Below are 23,228 nucleotides of genomic sequence, written 5' to 3' on the forward strand. Positions count from 1 at the left end.
AAATCATCTGCTGAAAGTATGGTTTCATTACATAGTATGGAATCTAAATTGAATTTAAAGACTATTTATCAGGCTAATTATAATTTAGTAATATAAGTTCGCTCTTTCCGAAATATTTCTACAATAACGCACTTTCTAGTTCCTTAATGCCCCTCACATACATCTCGCACATAAAACCTTTAGTTTTAAATTTATCTATTTCATCAATATAAATTCCATATCTAGATAAATAAAATTTTCTATGTAATTTATATTTAGATACAATTTATATGCACTAACTAATTATGTAATAAAAAAAATATATATATGATCATTTAACATAAGGTTCGTGTAGGCATACCTATACTATAAACTCTATTCCTATGATTATATCACCTTATATTGCATTTAATTTAATACATTTTTTTGAGCAAGCCACTCGCACTATTTAATGAATCTTTCAAGCAATTTATATCACCAAATATAAAAAAATGATCTTTTGCACGAGAAACAGCCACATTCATTAAACTTTTATTTGCATCAATAAAAAAACAACCATCTAAATTTCCATATACTGTAGACATCACTATAATTTTTCGTTCTGCTCCTTGAAATGTATGTATGGTTCCTACACTAATTTTCATATATTGTTCTGGCATTTGTTTCTTTAATTCTGCTTGTATACATATTACTTGAGCTTTAAATGGAGTTATAATTCCAATAAGATTTTCTTTTTCATCTTCTGGGTAAGCTTGTACAATAAATTCATAATTCTCTTTTAACCAGATTACAATTGTTTCAGCTTCTAAACAATTCATTCTGCTATTATCCTTTTTTAAAGAATATTCTGAGCTAATTTGCTTTAACCCCATCTGAGGCCATTTCTTTATGACAATCTTTTTATCTTGACTTCCCCTTCCTCTCATAGGCTGAAGCTTTCCTTTGTATACTAGTTTATTGCTATAGTCAATAATTTCATCATAGCAGCGGCGATGTTCACTTAAGAACAAACCTTTCTCATTAAATTTTTCATACTTACAACATTTAGTAGAAACTTTCATAACACTTGAGCAAGAACTATTTAATCCTATCTGTTCTAGCAATCCAAATTCACTGAAAGATTGTATTACCCCATTTGACAGTGCCAGTGTTTTGTCAAGTGCCCGATTTACGCTCCATACTGGTTCTATCTGATATATGTCTCCAACAACAATAGCCTTTTTAGCAAGCGAAAATGCCCCGGCAGCAATTTCTGGAGATACTTGTCCTGCTTCGTCAACAATGAGTAAATCAATGTAATTATATAGGAAAAAGTTTTTTTGATCTCCATATGCTAAGAACTGCTTAGGTAGCATATAAAATGTCATAACCATGCATGGTGTTATCATACTAAGTCTATTATAAAACATATCTAAAACATTTTTAAAGTTTGTACCTTTCTGGTTATCTGACAGTTCACCCTCTCCACTCACCCATCTGCACTCAAAATAATGTACTGCCAACCAAAACTCCATATATCTAATCTTTTTATCTATTAAGTTATTTATAAAGTCGATATTAAGGTTATATTTTTCATCTTCTTTTTCATCCAATATTATATTATGATGTTTAAGCTGCTCTAGCTCTTTGTCATATTGTCTTTTGATTTTTGGACTTGATCTTTTTTCTTTTTGAGGTCAGAAAGCTCTTCGTTATATTCAAAATATCGTTGACTATATCTTTCTTTAATTTCGTCGAAGCTCATATATTCATTTATAAAACCATGTTCTTCATCACTCATAAATAATCTAAATTCAGTTTGAATTTTTTTTGAAAAACATTTTATAAACCTTAACAACTTATATAAAAATGGAATACTCTTGTAGTAGCTTTCCCAATCACTAACTCTTTGATGAATATTAGAGATTTCTTCTTGTTTTTTCTCAATTTGATGTTGTAAATTGCTTAGGCATTTATCTATAGTTTGTCCATTCAAATCATATCCATCAACTTTCTGAGCCAAGGACAACAAAGCATTTTTACTTTTTTCGCAAAATAATAATTCCTCATGCAATTTATCCTGACAGGCAGTTATATCTTGATACTCAACTCCAAAATATTCATTACAGCTTTTTATAAGCCTAATTTTTGAACTTTTAATATTTTCTTTATCTTCAACATCAGAAACAAAAAATTCACCTTTTTGATTGGTATATTGATATCCTTTATTTTTCGCTTCTTTTATCTTTTTGGCAGACGGGAAATAAGTAGCAAAGCTATTTACTCCTTCAATCCATCTTTCTTCCAGGTTAGATATTCCCACTTTTTTAATATTTCCGAAAGAAGCAATGATATTAGTTACTGCTTGATTATTAGTTGAAGAAGCTACAATCAATGGAGCTCTCTCTTTATTTATTGCTCTTTTAACATACATATCCGCAACTATTGATTGCAGTAAAGTAGTTTTGCCTGTACCTGGAGGACCATTAACCGCTAAAATCTCATCATCACTCATGCAATTGAAATGATTAACGACTTCTCTTTGTGATGGAGATAAAGGATATTCTCCACCCATCTGCCCACAGTGTATCTGCATTTTTGATAAATTATTTTCTATAAGCGGATTTGTATTTGTTATTTTAGTTGATATAAAATTATCATAAAGTGGCTTAGGTTGATTATCTTTTATTAAATGATTGTATAAGCTCAGAATATGGTAAGTGGAATGAACTGTTTTGTCTATGAAAACATACATATTGTTTTCCAATTCAAAGAAGGGCTCTTTATCATCCATATTCCGAATCGTATTCTGTTCAAATTCTGATTCTGTGACAGACTCATAGAACTTTTTAAAAAATTCAACATATTCTAACCACGTTTTAATTTTTTCAACTTGATCTACATGATCACTCATAAAATTGTCAACTATCTCTGCTTTTCCTATGGCTAATACAGGCTCTATCATAGGTGTTAAATACTCTCTCGGAATCCAAGGCAACTTTTTATTTCCTTCATCAAAAAACAAAGTGCCTTCCATATCAAGAATTGCAGGTATGTACAGTAAGCCTGTTAGTTCATCTATTTCATCTTGCACTTTCTCATTTTCACTAAAAATTGTCTTTACTGTTTTTGCACAAATAATAACTGAAACTTTTGATTTTTTGCTAATTGGAATTTCATCATCTACGCCTTGCCTATTTAACGTGGAAAAAATATCCTTGCATACTGTTAACCCAAGTTCTCCATTAATTAACTCTTGCTGTTTGATTATAAAAAACTTATCTGATTTAAAATCTATCCCCATATTAGATTGCACTGCCACAGTATTTCTAAAATAATTTGTTATCTCTTTTGTTTTGTAATTCATTTATACTACCACCATTATTAATCTGATTTTTCAAAAGTTTTGAAAATATCTTCAGATACATAAATATTACCAGAATTATGTATCTCTTGATAATTAATTTTTTAAATCTATTATAAATGTAATATTCTACAAAATTCCAAATATTCCTTCTTAATTACCATAAATTTGACAATACATATTTACATTTTTCACCAATATGCAACGTATAGATATAAAAATCATGAAATTATAAAACTGAATTAGCTTCTTCATAACCTTTTTACTTTATATTAGATTTATAGTTACGTATCTACTAATACCATAATAAATTACTACTTCTCTCTTTATTTAATTGATCTGATCGTTATCTTTAAAATTATTATCATTTGTATTAAGATCGCACAAAACTTCAAAATAAATAAATTCAACGACTACAAAAAAATCCTTGTAATATATTCCTACCACATACTCCACACGCCTCACCCGTGAATTTTATATAAAATGCCCCTATTAAATACCTTTAATAGGGCAACTCGATTTCTATTATATGAGATTAACGAATAGAGGAATTGAGCAATTAGATTTTTACCGAAAGAAATCTTTTTTCTTCATACTCCTTCACTCAGCACTATATTGATTAACTATTTCAAGTAGCTGCTTAACTTTATCATCAGAAACATTTTCAGAAAGTCTTGCACAAGCCAAAATAGGCGCCCATAAAAATATTTGTTCTTTGTTTAGATGGCTCTTTTCACAATAAAGATGGAGATATAATTCAGCTAAATCCACAGAAAATTGCAAATATAAAAGATAGGAACGATACACATCAGCAGCTATATTACCACAGGATGAGTCAACCCAATCAATTATTACAATATCATCTTTTGTCTTCATAAGATTAAATATATGACAATCACCATGACAGAGATTATTTCCATAGGATATTTTATTCATTTTATCTAACAGCCTTTGTTTAGTCATATGACTTGGTCCTATAGCAGCATTTATTTTTTCCGTAAGCTTTTCTGACATTGGCTGAAATTTTTCAGTGGGCACTGCATGAATTTTCATCTGTGTTTCGATTGCTAGTCCCATATAATATTCTGCTTGTTTCATATCCTTATAAATTAGACTACCAAGAGATTCTCCCTCAATATATTCCATAACAATTGCTTGCCTTCCATTAATTAATGTAACATCATAGACCTTTGGAACTGTTAACCCGCAATTGTATGCATACTCTTGCTTTGCTGCTTCATAATAGGCTTCACCTTCAGCTGCCCCTTTATGAAATAATTTAACTGCCTTATCTTCCCATTGATATAATTTTGCTGTATTTCCTTCTGCAATTAGTTTATGCAATCCCATATGAAAAACCTCCATCTACATTTTTTATAATGATATTTTGAAGTAATGATTCTTCATAGTCTTTTATTAATAGGTCTAGTATTATAATCTTTTTATTTTGAATTTTCTACATAATAAACTTATACATGTATCCTATAAACTCCACAACTTTAAAGAGTTATTCTGACTTTCTACAGACGCTAATAATGCTAGGAGCTAAAGGTAAGAATGGAGTTTTATCCCAATCTGAATATTGGCTTTCAATATTAAAACCATTGTTATTTAATATTGATTTAAGAGTATCATTATTAGTAAAACGACAGGCAATTCGAGAAGTGGTTTTCTTAAATCCCCAATCACGGAAAGTCGCCCAATGCATTATATGATTTTTTTCATCATAATATTGAGTTCCAGATACTTGAACTGATATTCCGTCCTTATCTATAAATTGTCCCCAACTTGTTTCCTCTTGGTTTGTTAAATCAGTTCCCATAGGATTACGTGTTTCAAATGCAAATATACCATTTGGTTCTAAATGCTTATAAACCGTTTTAAGTAAAGAATTTTGATCTTCATCACTCAAAAATGCTTGGAATGCATTTCCTGTTAGATATATCATAGAAAAACGCTTTTTGCATTCAAAAGTTCTAGCATCACCTTCAATAAAAGTCACAGGCAACCCCTCTGCTTTAATTCTCCCATATTCAAGCATCTCTGCTGTAATGTCAACGCCTGAAACTTTAATTCCACATTTCGCTAAATGTATCATTGTTAACCCCGTGCCACATGCAAGTTCTAAAACTTCCCCGTGAGTCAGCTTAGCAAGTTCAAGATAAAAATTATATTTATCAATTTCACCACCAAACTCAAGATCATAATTAATCGGATCTCGATATTCTTCAAGATTATTGTGCTTTATCATAATACTCTCCTCCAATTAAATTAAAGATTAAATGTACTTAACTAATACTCAAGAAAATAATAATGTAAATAATATTTTTATTGTATATTTTAAAGCGATTTATTTCAATGATAAAGCATTTAATCTTGCCATATATTTTCATGTTATTCATTAAAATTGGCTAATAATAAAACCTCAGTATTTTAACTGAGGTTTTATTATTAGCTTCTATCCCTTTTAAATAAACATTTCTTAGTAAGTGCTTACCTTGGGTATCAGCAAGTACTCATTGCTAGAAAATATGGTAAAAAATTTCTCAATTTTTTTGTGAGAGTATGTCATTGTATTTGAATGTGAAATAAAGTTTCAGCATTCAAGCATGCTGATTTTTTTATTTTAATCTATTATCGAACATTAATTGAATTTGAATACCAAAAGGGTCTTCAATAATCCCGTATGCTTTACTAAACACATTACTGGATAATGGCACAATGATTCTAACTCTGTTATCTGTAATTAAGCTATTATAAAAATGCTCAATTTCGTTTAAGTCAGCACTTTGAATACATAATGATGTGTTATTACCAACTTTATATCTTTCATTAGTATCCATTGTATCTTCTGCAATCATTACTTTAGTTTTTCCAATTGATAAGATAGAGTGAGAGATATAATTTTTATTTTCATCAGTAATCTGAATCGTGCTATCTCTTTTTGCCATATCTTCGTATGTAACCAGCAATAATTCCTTTGCATTGAAATGTTTTTTATAGAAACTTATGGCTTCTTGTGCTTTTCCGTTCATTGAAAGAAAAATAGCAATTTCTAGTGTTGTACTCATAGTATCAATCTCCTTTTGTATAATAATTTTTAGGCATATATTTAATTGATATATCCCCTTAAATTTATTATAATATGTAAAGGTATCAAAATATGACACCTTTTAAAAGGAGGATTGTATGAAAAAATCAGAAAGATTAAATGACATGATACAATACTTAAATGGTCTAGAGTTCTTTAATTTGAGTGACTTAATGGATAAATATAATATTTCAAAAAGTACAGCTTTGCGTGATATTAGTTCATTAGAACAGTTAGGTATGCCTATTTTTTCAGAGTATGGTAGACATGGAAGATATGGTATTTTAAAAAACAGGCTATTATCACCTATTATCTTTACTCTTGATGAAGTGTATGCTTTATATTTTGCAATGTTGACGTTAGAGTCTTATCAATCTACGCCATTTTATTTAAGCGTTAATAAACTAAATGAAAAATTCGAAAATTGCCTTTCTAAAGAACAAATAAAACAGATTCATCAAATGAAAAAAGTATTGCAATTTGAAGCATATCGGCACAATAATGCTAGCCAGTTTTTAGATAAAATTCTACAAAGTATTCTTAATGAAATTAGTTGTAAAATTCACTACTTAAAAAATAATAAACAAGTAAGTTATCATATTCAGTTTTTTAAAATTTCTGCTAAATTTGGACAGTGGTATGCTACTGGAATAGATCTAAATACAAATAAACATAAAGTTTTCAGATGTGATAGAATAACTTTGTTAGAATTTCATAATGATAAATCACAATTTTCTGTAGAAGAACTTATCCATCGTTCATTAGACCTTTATCGTTCTGAAAAAAATATTGAGTTTGAAGTAGAAATTTTAGAACAAGCAAAGGATATTTTTTATAAAGAGAATTATCCATCGATGAAAATAGAAAGTGGAACTAAGACACTTATAAAGGGGTTCTATAACTTAGGTGAAGAAGAATTTATTGCTAATTATTTTATTAGGTATGGTAATTCTATTACATCAGTAAAACCTGAAGCCCTAAAGCACCTTATTCAAGAAAAAATAGAAAATTTATTAAATCATTATCAAAAATTATAAATAAGCATGCAGATCACAATACTGTGAAGCATGCTTATTTCTTTATAATATTGAAGAACATGGAGAAATAAGTATCCTATTATAATAATCCTTCTAATATTGTGTTTTAGTTTGTTAAGCAGCCTTACCTATAAATATCGCCTTATATGTGATTCCTATTCGTAAGACCAAAGATTTGACGCTAACTTTCCTAAGATTTCACCTCACGATGAACACCCTTGTCTTAAGCTATACACTTACCACTACTAGGTCGTATTAAGAACTTTCACCTATAAGATTACTCTTACACTGGTCACAGCTTAAAAAGAACCCACAAAAGTGTGAATCCTTAATATTATTATTTATTTTAACTAAATGAACCTAATAAATACATACCACCAAAAATAAAAATTATAGCCATTATTGTAGCTAATACCAGACGTCCTACATTTACCTTTTTAGCCACATTAATATTATCTTCATTTGTATCTAAATCAGCTCGTCCAGATAATACGTATTCTGCATATTCGGCATTTTGGCTCATGTACCACTCTTTACTTTCTGAATTTTTCTTTGCCATTTTTTTAGCAAATTCAAAATCATTTTTCACTTTATTTTCAAAATCAAAAAAACTTATTTTTTCAGCTTTCTTTTGTATCAATCCACCTATCGTTGCTAAAATTATTCCTGTAACTAAAGCTACTGGAATAATAACTTTAAGCTCCTCTATGTAAGTTGGATTTGTAGCTGTAAAAATTCCAAATAATAGCATAACAATTGAACCTATGCAAATCCAACAAACTCCTTTTAAAATTGCTCCTAACACACTTAAAATCGTTGCACGTGTACTCCACTCATAAATTTTATAACGAACATTTACAAAATACATACAATACCTCCTAATAATAACAATTACTTATATAATGTATAATAACTGTAATAATAAAGCAACTAATAAGATTATTAGGCACAAACAAAAAAGAGTTGATTAATGATACTGGATTAGCTCAACTTTTGTTCAATCTATATGTAAAGTTATTAGAGAACCAAAAGACTAATCATATGGTATCGTTGCAGTATCTGAAGTTTTATTTAACTCAAGTTACTTTGCACTTATTAAATTGAATAACATTTATCATTATAGACTGTATACTAATATAACTGTTTTACGTGAGATTGTATTATAGGGTTGCACAATAAAAATTTAATTTATACATGATTTTAATTTCCATAACAAAAATTCTTTTCTATGAATTAAAAATTAAGAATGAAAAATGAAAAATTATGGTTAAAACTCCACCACTAAGGCCTTTGGAGTTTTTTTTAAAAATAAGTTTTATTTTAAGAAATTCACCTCTAGTGAATTTTTCCTAAACTCTTCATTATTAATTGTTAATCCTTAATTACTAAGGGTTTAAGCTATTTTCTAGAAAAATTATTTTCCAGAGTATATTTTAAGTTTTCATATTGGATGCCTATAGTTTCTCCTCACTGCTTAGACGTGTTCTCAATTATCGGAAATAGTAATTGGATTGCAAAACCCTTCCCATACTCAGACTCAACTTCAATTTCAATCTGCAATTCATCGCATAATTTCTTTACAAGATACAATCCTATTCCACTAGACTTGCTTTGACTAGAATTATCTCCTGTAAACCCTTTATCAAAAATAAAAGGAAGATCAGAACTTAATACTCCAATACCATTATCGGAGATTCTAAAATAATACCTATTTTTTACACTGTCAAAGCCAGTTTTTATCCATATAAAGCTCTCAATTTCTTCATTGGAGTATTTTACTGCATTAATTAATATTTGCGTAAAAATAAACTGAAGTGTCTTTTTATCCGATAAAATTGGTACATCTTCAATCTGAGAAACAACCTGAACTTTTTTTTCTTCAAGTAATGTTTGAAGTTCCAGCAGTACATCTTCAAAACACAGATTTAATGAGACTCTCTCCAAAAGATAGTCAACATGGGATGACTGTAATCTTGCATAAAATAGTATTTGTTCAACATTATCACTGATATTAATTCTTGCATGCTCAAGCCTTTGATACACCAACTTTGACATTTCTTCTCTGCGATTTTCCAAAACTAATGCTTCTAAAAAAATAGGTCTCTTTATCTCATGAACCCAGCTTTCAATAAACTCTTCATAGTCTATGAATTTCAGTTTTGCATCATCTAATTGATCATTTTGTATCCTCAGCTTATTAGCTAGATAGTTGACTTCTTCCTTATGAGATTCACCAATGAATTCTATAAATAAACATTCATGATCCAACGAAGGTTCATGAAGGAAATCATAGAAGGCTTTGTGCTGTTTTTTCTGTTTTTTGAAGACAAGTAATATCCCAAAAATAATACTAATTGCAGAAAAAATAACCATAATACCAACTAAAAGAGCAAATGTTTCTGGATATGCTAACCAAGCCACAAAAATGAAAAAACTATCACTTATGCAAAGAAGTAATATCCAAGAAGCTGATTCCTTTAAAATATTAGTCCAATCTCTTGGTTTCATTCACAATTACCTCCTTTTAGCTGATACCCAATTCCTCTGATTGTCTTGATTCTATTAGATAATCCAACTGTTTCAAGTGTCTTACGTAATCTGGTCATATTTACTTGTAATATGTTCTCATCAACATACTCGCTACTTCCCCATAGTAAGCTAAAAAGCTCCTCTTTTTTTACTACTGAAGGAGCAGCTTTCATCAAGGCTTTCATAATAATTCCTTCATTCTCCGATAATGAAATAGAATTTTCTCCAGAATATAATACATTTGTATTCTCATCTAACTGAAAATCACCAACATCTAACAGAATCCGCATATTTGCATAGAGATGAATCAACTTTTGAATTCTAGCAATTAGACGTTTAGGATGACAGGGCTTTGTTAAGTAATCATCTGCACCTAACTCTAATGCATGCAGCTCATCACGAAGTTGATTACGTGAAGTCAGTACCAAAACAGGACCTATTCCTCTAGCCTTAAGTGCCCGGCAAATATCAAATCCAGAAAGCTTGGGTAAATTCAAATCTAATATAATTAGTGAAGGAGATGCTAAAATAATGTCTTCCAAAGCAGTATCGAAAGAAGAGATACACTCTACAGAGTATCCCTCTTTCTCTAATATATTCTGTAACTCATCACGTAGGAAAATATCATCCTCAACAATAACTATTTTTTCCAAGCTTCAGCCTCCTATCAAATCTCTTTTAATTTCTTTATCTCTTCATCACTATTTCTCTGAATCATCCATATATAGCAAAGCTCAAAAGCAATAAAGATAATAAGTGCAATTCCTGCCAGTAAAATAATACTGCTGCTGTTTGATTCTTTTGGAATAACTATAAAAGCATCTATCATTGACCAAACTCCAAAAATTGAGCTAATCAACGCTACAGCAATCACCAAACCAAAATACCACCATATTTGTATCCTAGCTGATGAACACAGAGATTTAACACTTGCTCCTAACATAGATAAGGTAGAATATCTATGTCTTGTGCTTCTTTGCTGCATAAGGAACTTCAATCCTAACACCGTGTTTGCAATAATAAGGAACATCACACCTAAATAAAGTGTGGTATAGCTGCCTGCAACTATATAAAATATCTGTCTTCCCATACTTGCAAGATAGCTTTCATAGTTTAATCCAGATGTATTAAGTAAATTATCTACTTCATACATGGCTTGCATTAATCCTTTTTCGCTAACAAAATCAGGATCTAGAACCATATTAAAAAGTGTTGATTCTTTAGAATTTCCAATCAACACATTGTACATATCATCGGTAACAATCAATCCATAGGAAATAGTGATGGCTCGATCTGCAACAAGATTGCTTGTATATAGTGTTGATGTTAATTTATATGGTTTTTCATCTATATAAATTGTTGGGTTAGTTTCTAATACTTTACTTAACATACCATGAGAAAATGGAAACTCACTACTAGAATATACTGCAGCTTCATTATCTCCTAGTACAATAGGAGATTTATTCATAGACTCAAGTACCTTATTATAACTAGAAACAGTAATTAAATATGGGCTATCTTGATAAGACAAATCCCTTAATAGATATTCTTTTTCCTGTGAATTTTCTTCTTTTGAAACTGCTTCTTCTAATCCTGCCCAAGAAAAACTTTCTGTTCTCAAATTGCCAAGTTTCATAGGATAATAATCCTTTATATAAGGTTCCAATTTATCAGATGTCAGTACAGAAACAATTTCTTTTTCTGATCCTTCAAAAGTAAAATCTGCGGTTCTGGCTGATGCTCCACCTCGAATTAAAATTGTAGAAATACCAAAAGCAAAACAAACCATCGCCAAAAGAATTAAAAGTGACGATATAGCAAGAGAACTCGATTGATGTAAAACATTCTCTTGAAGCTGTCTTCCTGTAAATGTAAATAATCCGGTAGACGAACTACTTTTACGTCTTATCCATCGTCCAATGAAACTTCCCAATCCGCGAAATAGCATAAAAGTTCCACTGATACCAACGAACAATATTAATGCAAACATAAGAGCATCAAGAGTATGCAAATATAAAATTGCTAATATATAAGCTGCACATAGCAAAACTACTCCAAGTATCAAACTAATCCATCCCCATGCAGGTGAAAGAATTCTTTGTGATTTTTCTTTCTGTTCATTGAGTAAATCTACTGGTTCCTTTTTGCTCATCATAAAGCTAAGAATAAACATAGCTAATAATTGCACCATAATAAAACCAAGTACAGTTAATCCTAGACCAGTCCATGAAATATGAAACTGATGACCAATGATGCCCATTCCAATAAGTCTAGAAGTTGTAAGACTAATTATCTCCGTTAAAAATAAGGAAATTGGAATTCCAATAAGCAAAGCTATTAACCCATTCCATAATGTTTCTCCCATAATCATTGCGAACAATCTGCTACTTTTCATTCCCATCATTAAATAAATTCCAAATTCATGACTGCGACGCTGCAACTGGTATCTGTTAGCAAAATAAACTAAGAAAAATACGAAAAATAATGAGACCACATATAGCATAGAAATCATTAATAAAAGCCTAGCTACAGCATCACTCTCAATGGTCTTTAGATATATCATAACATCCTGTTCTCCAAGAGAAAGGATGACATAAAAAGCAACAATAGAAATAACCAGTGAGGCAAAATAAACTCCATTTTCTTTTCGTGTTTTACTACTATTTCGTTTGACGAAATCAAAGAACATTAGCACTGCCTCCTCCCAACTGTGCCATAACGGTTAAGATACGTTCATAGAACGAATTCTGGGTTTCTCCTGGCACTTTCTTTCGAAGCTCATGAAAAATTACACCATCTTGAATAAATAAGATTCTAGAACAAAAACTTGCTGCATTGGCATCGTGAGTAACCATCAAAATCGTAGTCCCATCTATCTGATTGATGGAAGATAGTTTTTCCATCAAGCTTTTTGCATTTTTTGTATCCAAGGCGCCGGTTGGCTCATCTGCTAATACAATGCTTGGATTTGAGATCAGCGATCTTGCTGCTGCAACCCTCTGCTTTTGGCCTCCTGACATTTGAGATGGAAATTTATTTAATACATCCTCAATATCAAACTGCTTCGCTAATTTTTGAAGTTGTTCCTCATTCTTTTTGGAATTCTCTCCATGTATGGATAACGGCAAAATAATATTTTCTCTAGCAGTTAAATTATCTAATAACTCAAATTCTTGAAATAAATATCCAATTTTACTTCCTCTATATTTTGCTAATTGCGATCCTCTAAATGAGGAAATATTCTGTTCCTCCAATAAAATCTGTCCAGATGTCGGTTTAATCATTGTTGCAATACAATTAAGTAATGTGGTCTTGCCTGACCCGCTTGCCCCCATTATTCCAAGAAATTCTCCTGGAAACACATCAAAAGTAATTCCTTTTAATGCAATAGTTTCACTTTGCCCCTTACCATATATTTTATATACTTCTTCAACTCGAAGCAATTTATCTGAAGCTTTCATAATATCTCCTCCCTGTACTTTTAGGTTAGTGTAAAGTTTAAAATTCTATTCAATTTATTTTTTAGGTTCAATTTTTAAAGCATGTTTTACACTATCATCTTTTCATACAAATACTATATAATAAAAATTCACCAATTAACACTTACAGTTGTTGTAAGGTTTGTAATGAGAGGGATATCTCATTTATTAAGTTAATTATCTGATCCTGTTACCTTCTTAAATTTCATATTTAAGAAGATAATCATAATTAGTTCTTATTATAATAAATCCATTGTCTGGGATATTTATTTTACCTAGCATGTCTTCCGAAATTTCACTATTCAATTTTCATTATGTTATGCACTGAACCATGCGGATTTTAGCAATACAATACCTTCTCGTATCTGTTGTTCACTCAGTAAGCTATATCCTGCAAATATAATATTTCGTGGACAATCATTCCTGTTATTCCAGAATGGAATCATAGAATATACTTTGACTCCGACTTTTTCTGCCTGTTTAATAAGCCAATCCTGTTCTTCACCATCTGTAAACTCCAAAACGAAATGCAACCCTGCTCCGCGACCATGTAGAATTACTTTGTTTCCAAACATTTTTGTTGCTTCCTGTACAAATACATCATGACGCCTTTTATAGGTGATACACATTTTTCGAATATGGCGCTCATAATTTCCATCCATCATATATTCGGCTAAAACACGTTGTGTCAACCATGATACGGGGGAATTATAGGAACGGAACAGACTACAATATATAGTCAGCAGCTGTACTGGCAGCACCATATAGTTCATCCGTAGTGAAGGAGAAAGAGACTTCGAAAAAGTTCCAATATAGATAGTACGGTCGTTGGTATCTAGGGAATGGAGCGCCGGCACTGGATTGGCATCATATCTGAGCTCACTGTCATAATCATCCTCAATGATATATGCATCGTTAGCATTTGCCCAATTAAGTAGCTCCTTGCGCTGAGAAATTGGCATCACGGTTCCGTAAGGAAATTGATGTGAAGGTGTTACATAGGCAGCACATGCGTCAGAACGGTAAATGGATGAGATGCTAAGCCCCTCTTTACTGGCTGGGAGCAAATGTAGATTATAATTATTATTGATAAATACATCCCTTGCCCCATTATAGCCAGGCTCCTCCATAACAATAGTGTTGTTTTCTTTTCGCAGAAGAGTACACAAAATATCTAATGAATAGTGTAGTCCACAGCCAACGATAATTTGTTCTTCACAACAAACCATACCTCTTGATCTATGCAGGTGTTTTCTGATTTCTTGTCGTAACAACAAATCACCCTGATTATCTGGATACTGATTAAATACTTCTTTTTGCGATGATAAGAGAATTTGAGAGGTGTATTTTCGCCATAACTTAAAAGGAAATTGCTCATAAGGAAATGCACCATACTGAAAATCATATAGACTTACAGGTTGCTTCAGTTCTGCTCTTTCAATAGATGAAGCATTTATATCCTGCGGCACGTAATTCCTCTCCGTAAATTTACTTGAAGTGTCTAGAACAAAAAAACCTGATCCATGTCTTGCTTGAATATATCCCTCCACAGCTAGCTGAGTATAAGCCTGACTAACAGTATTGCGTGCAATACCTAATGTTTTGGCTAATGTGCGAATACCTGGAAGCCTTTCTCCATGTGTAATATCTCCTTGTTCAATATCATTTTTGATCTGATGATAGATTTGAAGATATATTGGATCATCTGAATTTTCTTGAATATAAATCATATAATTATAACCATCCTTATGTCAAAGTGTATCCTATATTATATCGTATAAGTGTATCTTTTAACAGGTACACTTATAGGATATAATATGTTTGATTGTACATCAAGTACATATTTATTCTTGAATGACGATCAAGTTCAAAATACAAGGAGGATAATGAAATTATGCAATATAGAATGAAGAAATTTCAATTAACGTCGGAGCAAATTGACGAGCTACTTCATCGTGCGGATACCGGACGATTCGCTACTATCAATGAGAATGGCTATCCATATGTCGTTGCCATGCACTTTGTTTACTACAATAATAAAATTTATATGCATGGCCTACCAAAGGGACAAAAAATCGATAATGTAAATCGTAACTCCAAAGCATGTTTTGAGGTTGATGAATTGTTTGGTCTCTTGACTGACAATATCGAGAATGCCTGTGACACTGAGGCGGAGTACAATAGTGTTGTGATTGCTGGAAACGCTTCGCTGCTTGAGGACTTGGATTATAAACGTGAAGTATTCAATAAGTTGGTTGAGAAATACACGCCACAATTTGCTAGGAAAGCGCTTCCTGATAACATGATTAAGGGGACTGCTGTGATTGAGATTGATATCGTAGAGTGTACAGGAAAATATCATAAATAGGGCAAAAAGCAAACTTATTTTATCTAATTGCCATAAAAACCAAATATGATTTTCCCAATAAAATTTATCCCGCTTTTTATTGCGGGATAAATTTTATTAGCTTGTTTTAAGACTATGTGTAATATAGGCATCCAATATGAAACCTTAAAATATACTCTAGAAAATAATTTCCCCCAAAAATGGCTTAACTCCTTAAAAATTGTGAATTGTGAACTGCGAATTTTAAATTTAGGAGTGGTATATCTATATCATGACTTTTCGAAAGTTAATTACTTATTTTGTTCCTGTGCTACAATTACACTTTCTACTAATAATAAAGCTCCATATTTTAGTGCATTATCATCTGTAGCAAAATAAGCATTATGCCAAGGTGCACTTCCCTCGTCTTTTCCTACACCTAGCCAATAAAAAAAAGTTGGCACATATTTTGAATAAACAGCAAAATCCTCTGAACCTAGACAAGGGTCAGTGCCAACTACACTTTCCTCCCCCATAGCTCTTTTCGCAGCTTCACATGCAAGGTGATACATCTCTTCGGAATTATGAAGAAGTGGTACATCTCCGTCATAACTTAGACTTGCTTTACACTCATAAGAAAGTGCAGTATTTTCTATAATAGCTGCAAGTCTCTCCTTTGCAGTATCTCTTCCCTTATTGGATAAAGCACGAATAGATCCTGTCATAACAATTTCATCTACAATAAGATTCTCCGGCGTACCTCCATGGATGGAGCAAATTGATACTACTACAGCATCCAATGGATCTACATTGCGGCTTACAATAGTTTGAACTGAATTGATAATACTTGCTCCACATACAATTGGATCAATAGTTAAGTGAGGCATTCCTCCATGACCTCCTACTCCACGAAGAACAATTGTGAAATTATCTTTTGCAGCCATTAAGCTTCCTTTTTTTACAGCAACTTTCCCAGTTTCAATCTCAGGACGATTATGAAGTCCAAATATATAGTCTATTTTTATCTTGTCGAACAAGCCATGCTTAATTAGCTCTGCGGCACCTGATGTAGTTTCTTCTGCTGGCTGAAAGATAAATACAACATCACCACTTAATTCACCTTTCATATTTGACAAAACTTTAGCAGCACCTAATAGTGCTGTAGTATGAAAATCATGACCACAAGCATGCATTAGTCCTTCTGTTAAAGACTTATCTTTTACATCAGCCATCTCATGACACTTGATTGCATCAATGTCTGCACGTAGTCCAACCACCGGTCCTGATTTTCCCGTTCTTAATATGCCTACTACTCCTGTATCCATCCCCATATTCTGCAATTCAATTCCCAATGATATGAGTTTTTCTTTTAAGAACTTAGTTGTTTTATATTCTTTCATAGAAATTTCAGGATGCTGATGTAAATATTTTTTAATATCTTTTAATTCATTTTCTTCTGATTCACTTATATGTAACATTATTCCACCCTCCATTATTATTTTTCATCACTTCCAAACAGTACAAGTACCTACCTTTTCTCAAAATCAATTTGCTGGATATGTAATATGCAGGAACATAAAATATATCCTAATCATTATATTTAAAGTTGTTTTATTCTTATTCAATTAGTAAAATATCATTCTCATCTACACCAAGATATTGAGGTAAAAATTCAGTATTATTATGTTCACCAATCTTTTTTTCTCTTTTCCAATATATCTTACTTGATTCATAACTATGGGTTAATTCTCCGCTAGAAAAGATAATATTGTATTCAAATGGTGCCTCAACCACATTTAGTGGATTTACCTTTATTCTATTAACACTTTGTCCAATCTTTTTTTCATCGTCTATTGTGATAGGATAAAAATCATGAGCTCTAATTCCAACGCCAGACAGATTATCTGGAACTCTTTTGCCTGTTTTTAAAGTGACTCCCCAATCTAATGCCCTCACTTCATATTCTCCTGTTTTTGCTGCCTTTGAAAAATTTTTGCATCCTGTTAGTTTTGCAACTTGATGTTTTACAGGATTTTCAAACAATCCTTTTGTTTCGCCCTTAGCTATTATACTTCCATAATCAATAACCATAAGTTCATTACTTAATTTATATACCTCATCTCTGTCATGAGTTACCATAATTGCAATTCCATCAAAACTTTTTAAAAGTTTTGATAGTTCAATTTGAAGTTCTTCTCTCAAATAAGAATCCATTGCTGAGAATGGCTCATCTAAGAGGATTACTGATGGTTCATATGCTATAATTCTGGCTAATGCTACCCTTTGCTGCTGTCCACCTGATAGATTTACCGGATATCTTTTTTCTAACCCTTCTAGATGAAATTGCCTAATTAATTGGTTTATCTTATTATTCTTATTGTCAGCAGATAACTTTGAAGTAGCGAGACCTACCCCAATATTCTCCCTTACAGTCATATTAGGAAACAAAGCATAATTCTGAAATAGATAACCAACTCTTCTCTTCTGGGGACGCAGATTTACTTTTGTCTTTGAATCATAGAGGTAGTTTCCATCTAATATAATTGTTCCTTCATCTGGTGTAATAATTCCTGCAATTGATTTTAATGTAACACTTTTACCGCAGCCAGATGCTCCGAGAATTCCAAGACAGCCTGGGGATGCTTCAAACTCTATATCTAACATAAATTCTTTTAACTTCTTTTTTATCTTTACTTGTAATGACATAACTTCTCCCTCCGCATCAGTTAAAAACAAAATAACTTAACATGAACTCAGCGTGAAAGTACTTCTCTTTCTCACTGGGTTCCTTGGTTTTAAATAATAGATTACGCTCCTTATCTAATATAGAGATACAATGTGAAAACTTAGTATATACCATGAAAAATAAATTTTCTATAAAAGCAGTTTAATCCCTTAAAAATTAAGGATTAATAATTAATAATGAAAAATTTAGGATGAAATTCACCCTTAGTGAATTTCTTAAAATAAAATTTATTCTCAAAAAACTTCAAAGATCTTAGACGTGAAGTTTTAACCATAATTCGTGTCTTTCATTCTTAATTGTTCATTTATAGAAAAGAATTTCTGTTATGGAAATTAAAATCATGCATAAGTTAAATTTTCATTAGGGAACTCTATATAAAATTTTTAGAGTTATTCCTTTTCTTCACTGGCTTTCTAAAATATATTTCACTATTTTCGCCGTTTATTATATTGCTTTACAGCAAAATAATTCATTAATACCACAATAGCAAAAGATATAACAACAAGAATCCAAACATATTGGTACGCATTATCCATATTTCCTGCTGCCACGTTAGAATAAACTGCCAAGGATAATGTTCTAGTTTTACCTGCAATATTACCTGCAATCATTGCAGTTGCACCAAATTCTCCTAATCCTCTTGCAAAAGCAAGGATTCCACCGGATACTACACCGGGTAAAGCATTGGGCAATAATACTTTCCAAAATATCCACCACTCAGATCTTCCAAGTGTTCTTGCCGCATCCATTAAGTTACCATCTACTTGTTCAAATGCCCCTTTTGCGGAACGGTACATTAGCGGAAAAGAGATAACAACTGCTGCTATTACAGTTGCCGTCCATGAAAATGCAATCTTGACATCAAAATAATCAATAAATAATTTACCAACTGGTCCATTTACTCCGAAGATAAGAAGTAAAAAGAAGCCTGCAACTGTTGGAGGCAGCACCATAGGCATAGTCAAGATTCCGTCCCATATCATTTTACTTTTTTCATTATTTAATCCAATCACTGCCCTCGCTGCCAATATGCCTAAAAAAAATGTAATTATAATTGAAACAACAGCGGTTTTTATAGAAATCAAAATTGGTGATATATCCATAGTGCGCTCCTTACTTATTTTAATTCACAACTTAAGTCAATGCACAATTCACAATGCAAAATGCACAATTAAGGATGAAATTATTTTTAAGCAAAATAATTTCTTTAATATATTTATACCTAGCAATGCATTTGCTAGGTATGTGGCGAACACTGTTCGCCGCTACAAAATCAATTCAAATTTATAAATTGTGAATCTAATAGTTTTAGTTGCTATAATATAAAACTCAATTATTTTATATAGTTTTCCTTACCTTATATATGCTGTTTTTACATAGTTCCATTATTTATTTGGCGTAAAGCCATATTCTTTAAAAATTGTGCTTACTTCATCAGAAGTAAGGAAATCAACTAAAAGCTGTGCTGCTTCTTTCTTTTTAGAATTTGTTACTATTGCTGCAGGATATATTACTTTTGTTTTTAAGCTTTCTTCTGGAGCTTCTGCAATTACCTTAACCTTATCTGTGCTAATAACATCAGAGCCATATACAATACCTGCATCTGCACTTTTTTCTGCAACCCAGTTCAAAACTTCAGTTACGTTGGTTCCAAGGCTTGCCTTTTTGCTTACTTCATCCCAATTACCTAAATTAGTTAATACCTCTTTTGCATATTGTCCTGCTGGTACGCTTTCAGGATCTCCAATTGCAATTGCATCAGCATTAGTGATATCTTTAAAATCTTTTACTTTTGAATCTCCATCTGCTGGAACAATTAGTACTACCTTATTTTCTAATACGTCTACAATAGTATCTTCATCTACCAGCTTTTTATCTTTTAGTGCATTCATTTGTTTTGTAGCAGCAGACATGAATACATCTGCATCCAGCCCTTCTTCAATCTGTTTCTGTAACTTTCCTGAACTATCATAAGTACCTTCCACTTTAACCCATGGATACTTTTCTTGGAATGCTGGAATAATTTTATCCTTATATGCATTCTCAAGACTTGCTGCTGCAGCCAACATAATAGTTACATCCTCATGAGCCTTTTCTTTCGTTTCATTCTCTGCTGTGTTCTTCTTGGCACTTGAACATCCTGTCATCACAACCATTGCAGCCAACATTGCTGCTATCCCCTTAACTAAACGATTTTTTTTCATTTTTTTACCCCCATCAATATTCTATTTTCTTGCACAGTCTGAACTAGATCCTTTTAAAATTCTAATTCCATGTTCTAGCTCATCTATGATAAATCTCAGGCTTTCTATTACAGCTTTTTTGCTTCCTGGAAGATTTACTATAATTGTTTCATTGCGAATAACAGATGCGCCCCTGCCTAACATAGCTCTCTTTGTAATATTCATTGAACCATATCGAATTGCCTCTGCAATACCTGGAGCATTTCTAGTAGCAACTGTCATAGTTGCCTCTGGCGTGCAATCTCTAATAGAAAATCCTGTTCCTCCTGTAGTCAATATTAAGTTAACCTGTCTTTGATCCGCCAATCGAATTAGATTTCTTTCAATTTCTTTTTGTTCATCTGGAAGAATCATGGTTTCCATAATCTCATAACCTGCTTCTTTTAGTATAGTAACAATTGCAGGACCACTTTCATCTTCTCTCTCTCCCTTAAAGCCCTTATCACTTAATGTAATAACAGCCGCAGTAAGTTTTGCATCCACAGAAGGTAATTCCATGTTCATTTCATCTTCCACTTTCATTCTCCCTCCATGTAATACCTTTGCAAATACACCTTCTCTTGGCATTATACAGTCTCCCATTGCTTTATATATCTGACAATGACTATGACACTCTTTTCCGATTTGAGTCATCTCAAGAACTACTTCTCCACAATGAAATCTAGTACCAACAGGCAGGTTTCTGAAATCAAAACCTTCTACAATAAGATTTTCTCCAAAATCCCCCAAAGAAACATTTGCTCCTTTTTCTCGAAATGCTTCAATTTTATCAAAGGAAAGAAGACTTACTTGACGATGCCAATTGCCAGCATGAGCATCATCTTCAATTCCCCAATTTTCTATAAAATTTGCCTCTTCAATCTCTCGTTTTTTAGTACCTCGCTTTTCGCTGATACATATTCCTTTTATTATTCCCATATGATTTATCTAACCTTTCATTCATGAATTTAAGCCTAGTTTCTTAACAGCAGCTTCTAATCCTATCCTCCAATTTTAACCATAGCCTCTCCTTCTGTAATTTTCTCAAGATGGTCAAAGCAATGAGCTTTTGGTTTATTTTTGATAACTTCTTTCATGTTATCTAATAATTCCATTTGACTCCCATTTCTTAAAACTTCTTTAAGATCAGCTCCGCTCTCATAGCATAAACAAGGTTTCATAAAGCCTTTTACCGTAATCCTAATTCGATTACATCCTTTACAGAACTTACCATGCATTGCACTGATAAATCCTATGCTGCCATTAAATCCTGGAATATGATAATAAATAGCAGGGCCATTACCATGTTTTTTCATGTCTTTTTCTATGCTTGGATATTCTTGTTTTATTCTAAGCAATAATTCTTCATTATTAACTGCTTTAAATTTTCTTCCATAACCTATTGGCATCATCTCAATAAATCTTACATCAACAGGTATCTTGTTTGAGAACTGAATTAATTTTCTCCACTCCTCACCATTTTTTTCTTCCATTAATACACTATTTATCTTAATCGGAATCTTTTTCTCAACCGCTTTTTTTATTCCTTCTATAACTTTATCTAAAGCATTTAGTCCTGTTATTTCATAAAATATATCAGGCTTTAAAGTATCTAGACTAACATTAATACCATCAATCCCTGCTGTTATCAAATCTTCAAGATACTCCGATAGTAAAACTCCATTGGTAGTTATGGTTACTTTCTCTATACCAGGTATTTTCTTTATCATACCAACTAACTTCGCACAATCCTTCCTTACAAGCGGTTCCCCTCCTGTAATCTTTATGGAATGAATGCCAAGAGAAGCTGCACTTTTGCAAATCCTTTCAATCTCTTCAAAAGTTAGTATCTCATTCATGGAAGTCCATTCAATTCCATTTGGCATACAGTATTTGCATCGAAGATTGCACCTATCTGTAATAGAAATTCTCATATAATCAATTATTCTTCCATAAGAATCAATCATATTAACACTTGCACCTTTCCGCTTCATCATATATCTTTGGGATTCTGAAATAGCCCGCTTTTTCCTCCAGACTTTTGGCTTAAACGAATATTTCCAATCTCCATGGTTTTGTCTACAGCTTTACACATATCATAAATTGTAAGAAGTGCAATAGATACTCCAGTAAGTGCTTCCATTTCTACTCCGGTTTTTCCATAAGTTCTCCCAATACAACATGCTTCAATTTCACAGCTCTCTTCCTTTATCTCAAAATTAATTTCTAATTTTGTCAGGTTTAGAACATGGCATAAGGGAATTAATTCAGAAGTTCGTTTTGCCCCCATAATTCCAGCAATTCTAGCCACACTTAATACGTCACCTTTTTCTACAGTTTTGTTTACAATTTTCTCAAGGCATTCCTTGCCCATATGAATACGTCCCTTAGCAATTGCTTCTCGCAGAGTATCTGGCTTTTCACCGACATCTACCATTACTGCATTACCCTTAGAATCAAAATGTGTAAATTCCAT

20 protein-coding genes are annotated in these 23,228 nt (G+C 32.0%); 2 read left to right on the plus strand and 18 right to left on the minus strand.

Annotated features, from left to right (window positions below; all coding sequences use genetic code 11):
• Positions 1 to 392: 392 nt before the first annotated feature.
• The 5 genes from ACWPW7_RS19710 to ACWPW7_RS19730 form a co-directional block, all read right to left on the minus strand.
• Positions 393 to 1,571 carry a DEAD/DEAH box helicase gene (locus ACWPW7_RS19710; protein WP_454054911.1) on the minus strand — a complete coding sequence of 393 codons (1,179 nt, stop codon included), beginning with the start codon at positions 1,569 to 1,571 and terminating at the stop codon, positions 393 to 395.
• A 26-nt stretch (positions 1,572 to 1,597) separates the two neighbouring features.
• The gene (locus ACWPW7_RS19715; protein WP_454054912.1) at positions 1,598 to 3,325 is read right to left on the minus strand and encodes an AAA domain-containing protein; all 1,728 of its coding nucleotides are present in this window, start codon (positions 3,323 to 3,325) and stop codon (positions 1,598 to 1,600) included.
• A 597-nt stretch (positions 3,326 to 3,922) separates the two neighbouring features.
• The gene (locus ACWPW7_RS19720) at positions 3,923 to 4,672 is read right to left on the minus strand and encodes an aminoglycoside phosphotransferase family protein (RefSeq protein ID WP_454054913.1); all 750 of its coding nucleotides are present in this window, start codon (positions 4,670 to 4,672) and stop codon (positions 3,923 to 3,925) included.
• 157 nt (positions 4,673 to 4,829) lie between these two features.
• On the minus strand, positions 4,830 to 5,573 hold the full coding sequence (locus tag ACWPW7_RS19725; RefSeq protein WP_454054914.1) for a class I SAM-dependent methyltransferase: 744 nt from the start codon (positions 5,571 to 5,573) through the stop codon (positions 4,830 to 4,832).
• Between the two features lie 370 nt (positions 5,574 to 5,943).
• Entirely contained in the window at positions 5,944 to 6,393 is a 450-nt protein-coding gene (locus ACWPW7_RS19730; RefSeq protein ID WP_454054915.1) for a VOC family protein, read from the minus strand.
• A 118-nt stretch (positions 6,394 to 6,511) separates the two neighbouring features.
• On the opposite strand from ACWPW7_RS19730, the gene ACWPW7_RS19735 reads away from it, so the two are divergent.
• Positions 6,512 to 7,450: a helix-turn-helix transcriptional regulator gene (locus ACWPW7_RS19735; protein ID WP_454054916.1), complete on the plus strand. Its 939-nt coding sequence runs from the start codon at positions 6,512 to 6,514 to the stop codon at positions 7,448 to 7,450.
• Between the two features lie 346 nt (positions 7,451 to 7,796).
• On the opposite strand, the gene ACWPW7_RS19740 is transcribed toward ACWPW7_RS19735, so the two are convergent.
• From ACWPW7_RS19740 to pdxR, 6 genes are all read right to left on the minus strand, one after another.
• On the minus strand, positions 7,797 to 8,318 hold the full coding sequence (locus tag ACWPW7_RS19740) for a hypothetical protein (protein WP_454054917.1): 522 nt from the start codon (positions 8,316 to 8,318) through the stop codon (positions 7,797 to 7,799).
• A 599-nt stretch (positions 8,319 to 8,917) separates the two neighbouring features.
• Positions 8,918 to 9,958, minus strand: a complete 1,041-nt coding sequence (locus tag ACWPW7_RS19745; RefSeq protein ID WP_454054918.1) for a sensor histidine kinase — start codon at positions 9,956 to 9,958, stop codon at positions 8,918 to 8,920.
• A complete protein-coding gene (locus ACWPW7_RS19750) occupies positions 9,955 to 10,632 on the minus strand; it encodes a response regulator transcription factor (RefSeq protein WP_454054919.1) in 678 nt (225 codons plus the stop codon). Before ACWPW7_RS19750 ends, ACWPW7_RS19745 begins: the two co-directional genes overlap by 4 nt.
• 14 nt (positions 10,633 to 10,646) lie before the next feature.
• The gene (locus ACWPW7_RS19755) at positions 10,647 to 12,668 is read right to left on the minus strand and encodes an FtsX-like permease family protein (protein WP_454054920.1); all 2,022 of its coding nucleotides are present in this window, start codon (positions 12,666 to 12,668) and stop codon (positions 10,647 to 10,649) included.
• Positions 12,658 to 13,440: an ABC transporter ATP-binding protein gene (locus tag ACWPW7_RS19760; protein ID WP_454054921.1), complete on the minus strand. Its 783-nt coding sequence runs from the start codon at positions 13,438 to 13,440 to the stop codon at positions 12,658 to 12,660. The genes ACWPW7_RS19755 and ACWPW7_RS19760 overlap by 11 nt, the downstream gene beginning before the upstream one ends.
• Positions 13,441 to 13,775: 335 nt before the next feature.
• Positions 13,776 to 15,188, minus strand: coding sequence for a MocR-like pyridoxine biosynthesis transcription factor PdxR (gene pdxR, locus ACWPW7_RS19765; protein ID WP_454054922.1), 1,413 nt, complete (start codon positions 15,186 to 15,188; stop codon positions 13,776 to 13,778).
• Positions 15,189 to 15,352: 164 nt separating this feature from the next.
• Here pdxR and ACWPW7_RS19770 point away from each other — a divergent pair, with 164 nt between their 5' ends.
• Positions 15,353 to 15,826: a pyridoxamine 5'-phosphate oxidase family protein gene (locus ACWPW7_RS19770; RefSeq protein ID WP_454054923.1), complete on the plus strand. Its 474-nt coding sequence runs from the start codon at positions 15,353 to 15,355 to the stop codon at positions 15,824 to 15,826.
• Positions 15,827 to 16,095: 269 nt separating this feature from the next.
• Here the strand turns inward: ACWPW7_RS19770 and ACWPW7_RS19775 are convergent, their stop codons facing one another.
• The 7 genes from ACWPW7_RS19775 to moaC all read right to left on the minus strand — a co-directional run bounded on the left by ACWPW7_RS19775 (position 16,096) and on the right by moaC (position 23,228).
• Entirely contained in the window at positions 16,096 to 17,262 is a 1,167-nt protein-coding gene (locus tag ACWPW7_RS19775; protein ID WP_454054924.1) for a M20 metallopeptidase family protein, read from the minus strand.
• A 139-nt stretch (positions 17,263 to 17,401) separates the two neighbouring features.
• Entirely contained in the window at positions 17,402 to 18,490 is a 1,089-nt protein-coding gene (locus ACWPW7_RS19780; RefSeq protein ID WP_454054925.1) for a sulfate/molybdate ABC transporter ATP-binding protein, read from the minus strand.
• 468 nt (positions 18,491 to 18,958) lie between these two features.
• A complete protein-coding gene (modB, locus tag ACWPW7_RS19785; RefSeq protein ID WP_454054926.1) occupies positions 18,959 to 19,633 on the minus strand; it encodes a molybdate ABC transporter permease subunit in 675 nt (224 codons plus the stop codon).
• Positions 19,634 to 19,915: 282 nt separating this feature from the next.
• On the minus strand, positions 19,916 to 20,734 hold the full coding sequence (gene modA / locus ACWPW7_RS19790) for a molybdate ABC transporter substrate-binding protein (RefSeq protein WP_454054927.1): 819 nt from the start codon (positions 20,732 to 20,734) through the stop codon (positions 19,916 to 19,918).
• Positions 20,735 to 20,755: 21 nt separating this feature from the next.
• A complete protein-coding gene (locus ACWPW7_RS19795; protein ID WP_454054928.1) occupies positions 20,756 to 21,691 on the minus strand; it encodes a molybdopterin-binding protein in 936 nt (311 codons plus the stop codon).
• 62 nt (positions 21,692 to 21,753) lie between these two features.
• Positions 21,754 to 22,749, minus strand: coding sequence for a GTP 3',8-cyclase MoaA (moaA, locus tag ACWPW7_RS19800; protein WP_454054929.1), 996 nt, complete (start codon positions 22,747 to 22,749; stop codon positions 21,754 to 21,756).
• Positions 22,746 to 23,228, minus strand: coding sequence for a cyclic pyranopterin monophosphate synthase MoaC (gene moaC, locus ACWPW7_RS19805; RefSeq protein WP_454054930.1), 483 nt, complete (start codon positions 23,226 to 23,228; stop codon positions 22,746 to 22,748). The genes moaA and moaC overlap by 4 nt, the downstream gene beginning before the upstream one ends.

The sequence above is a fragment of the Clostridium sp. Marseille-Q7071 genome, from assembly GCF_965112025.1.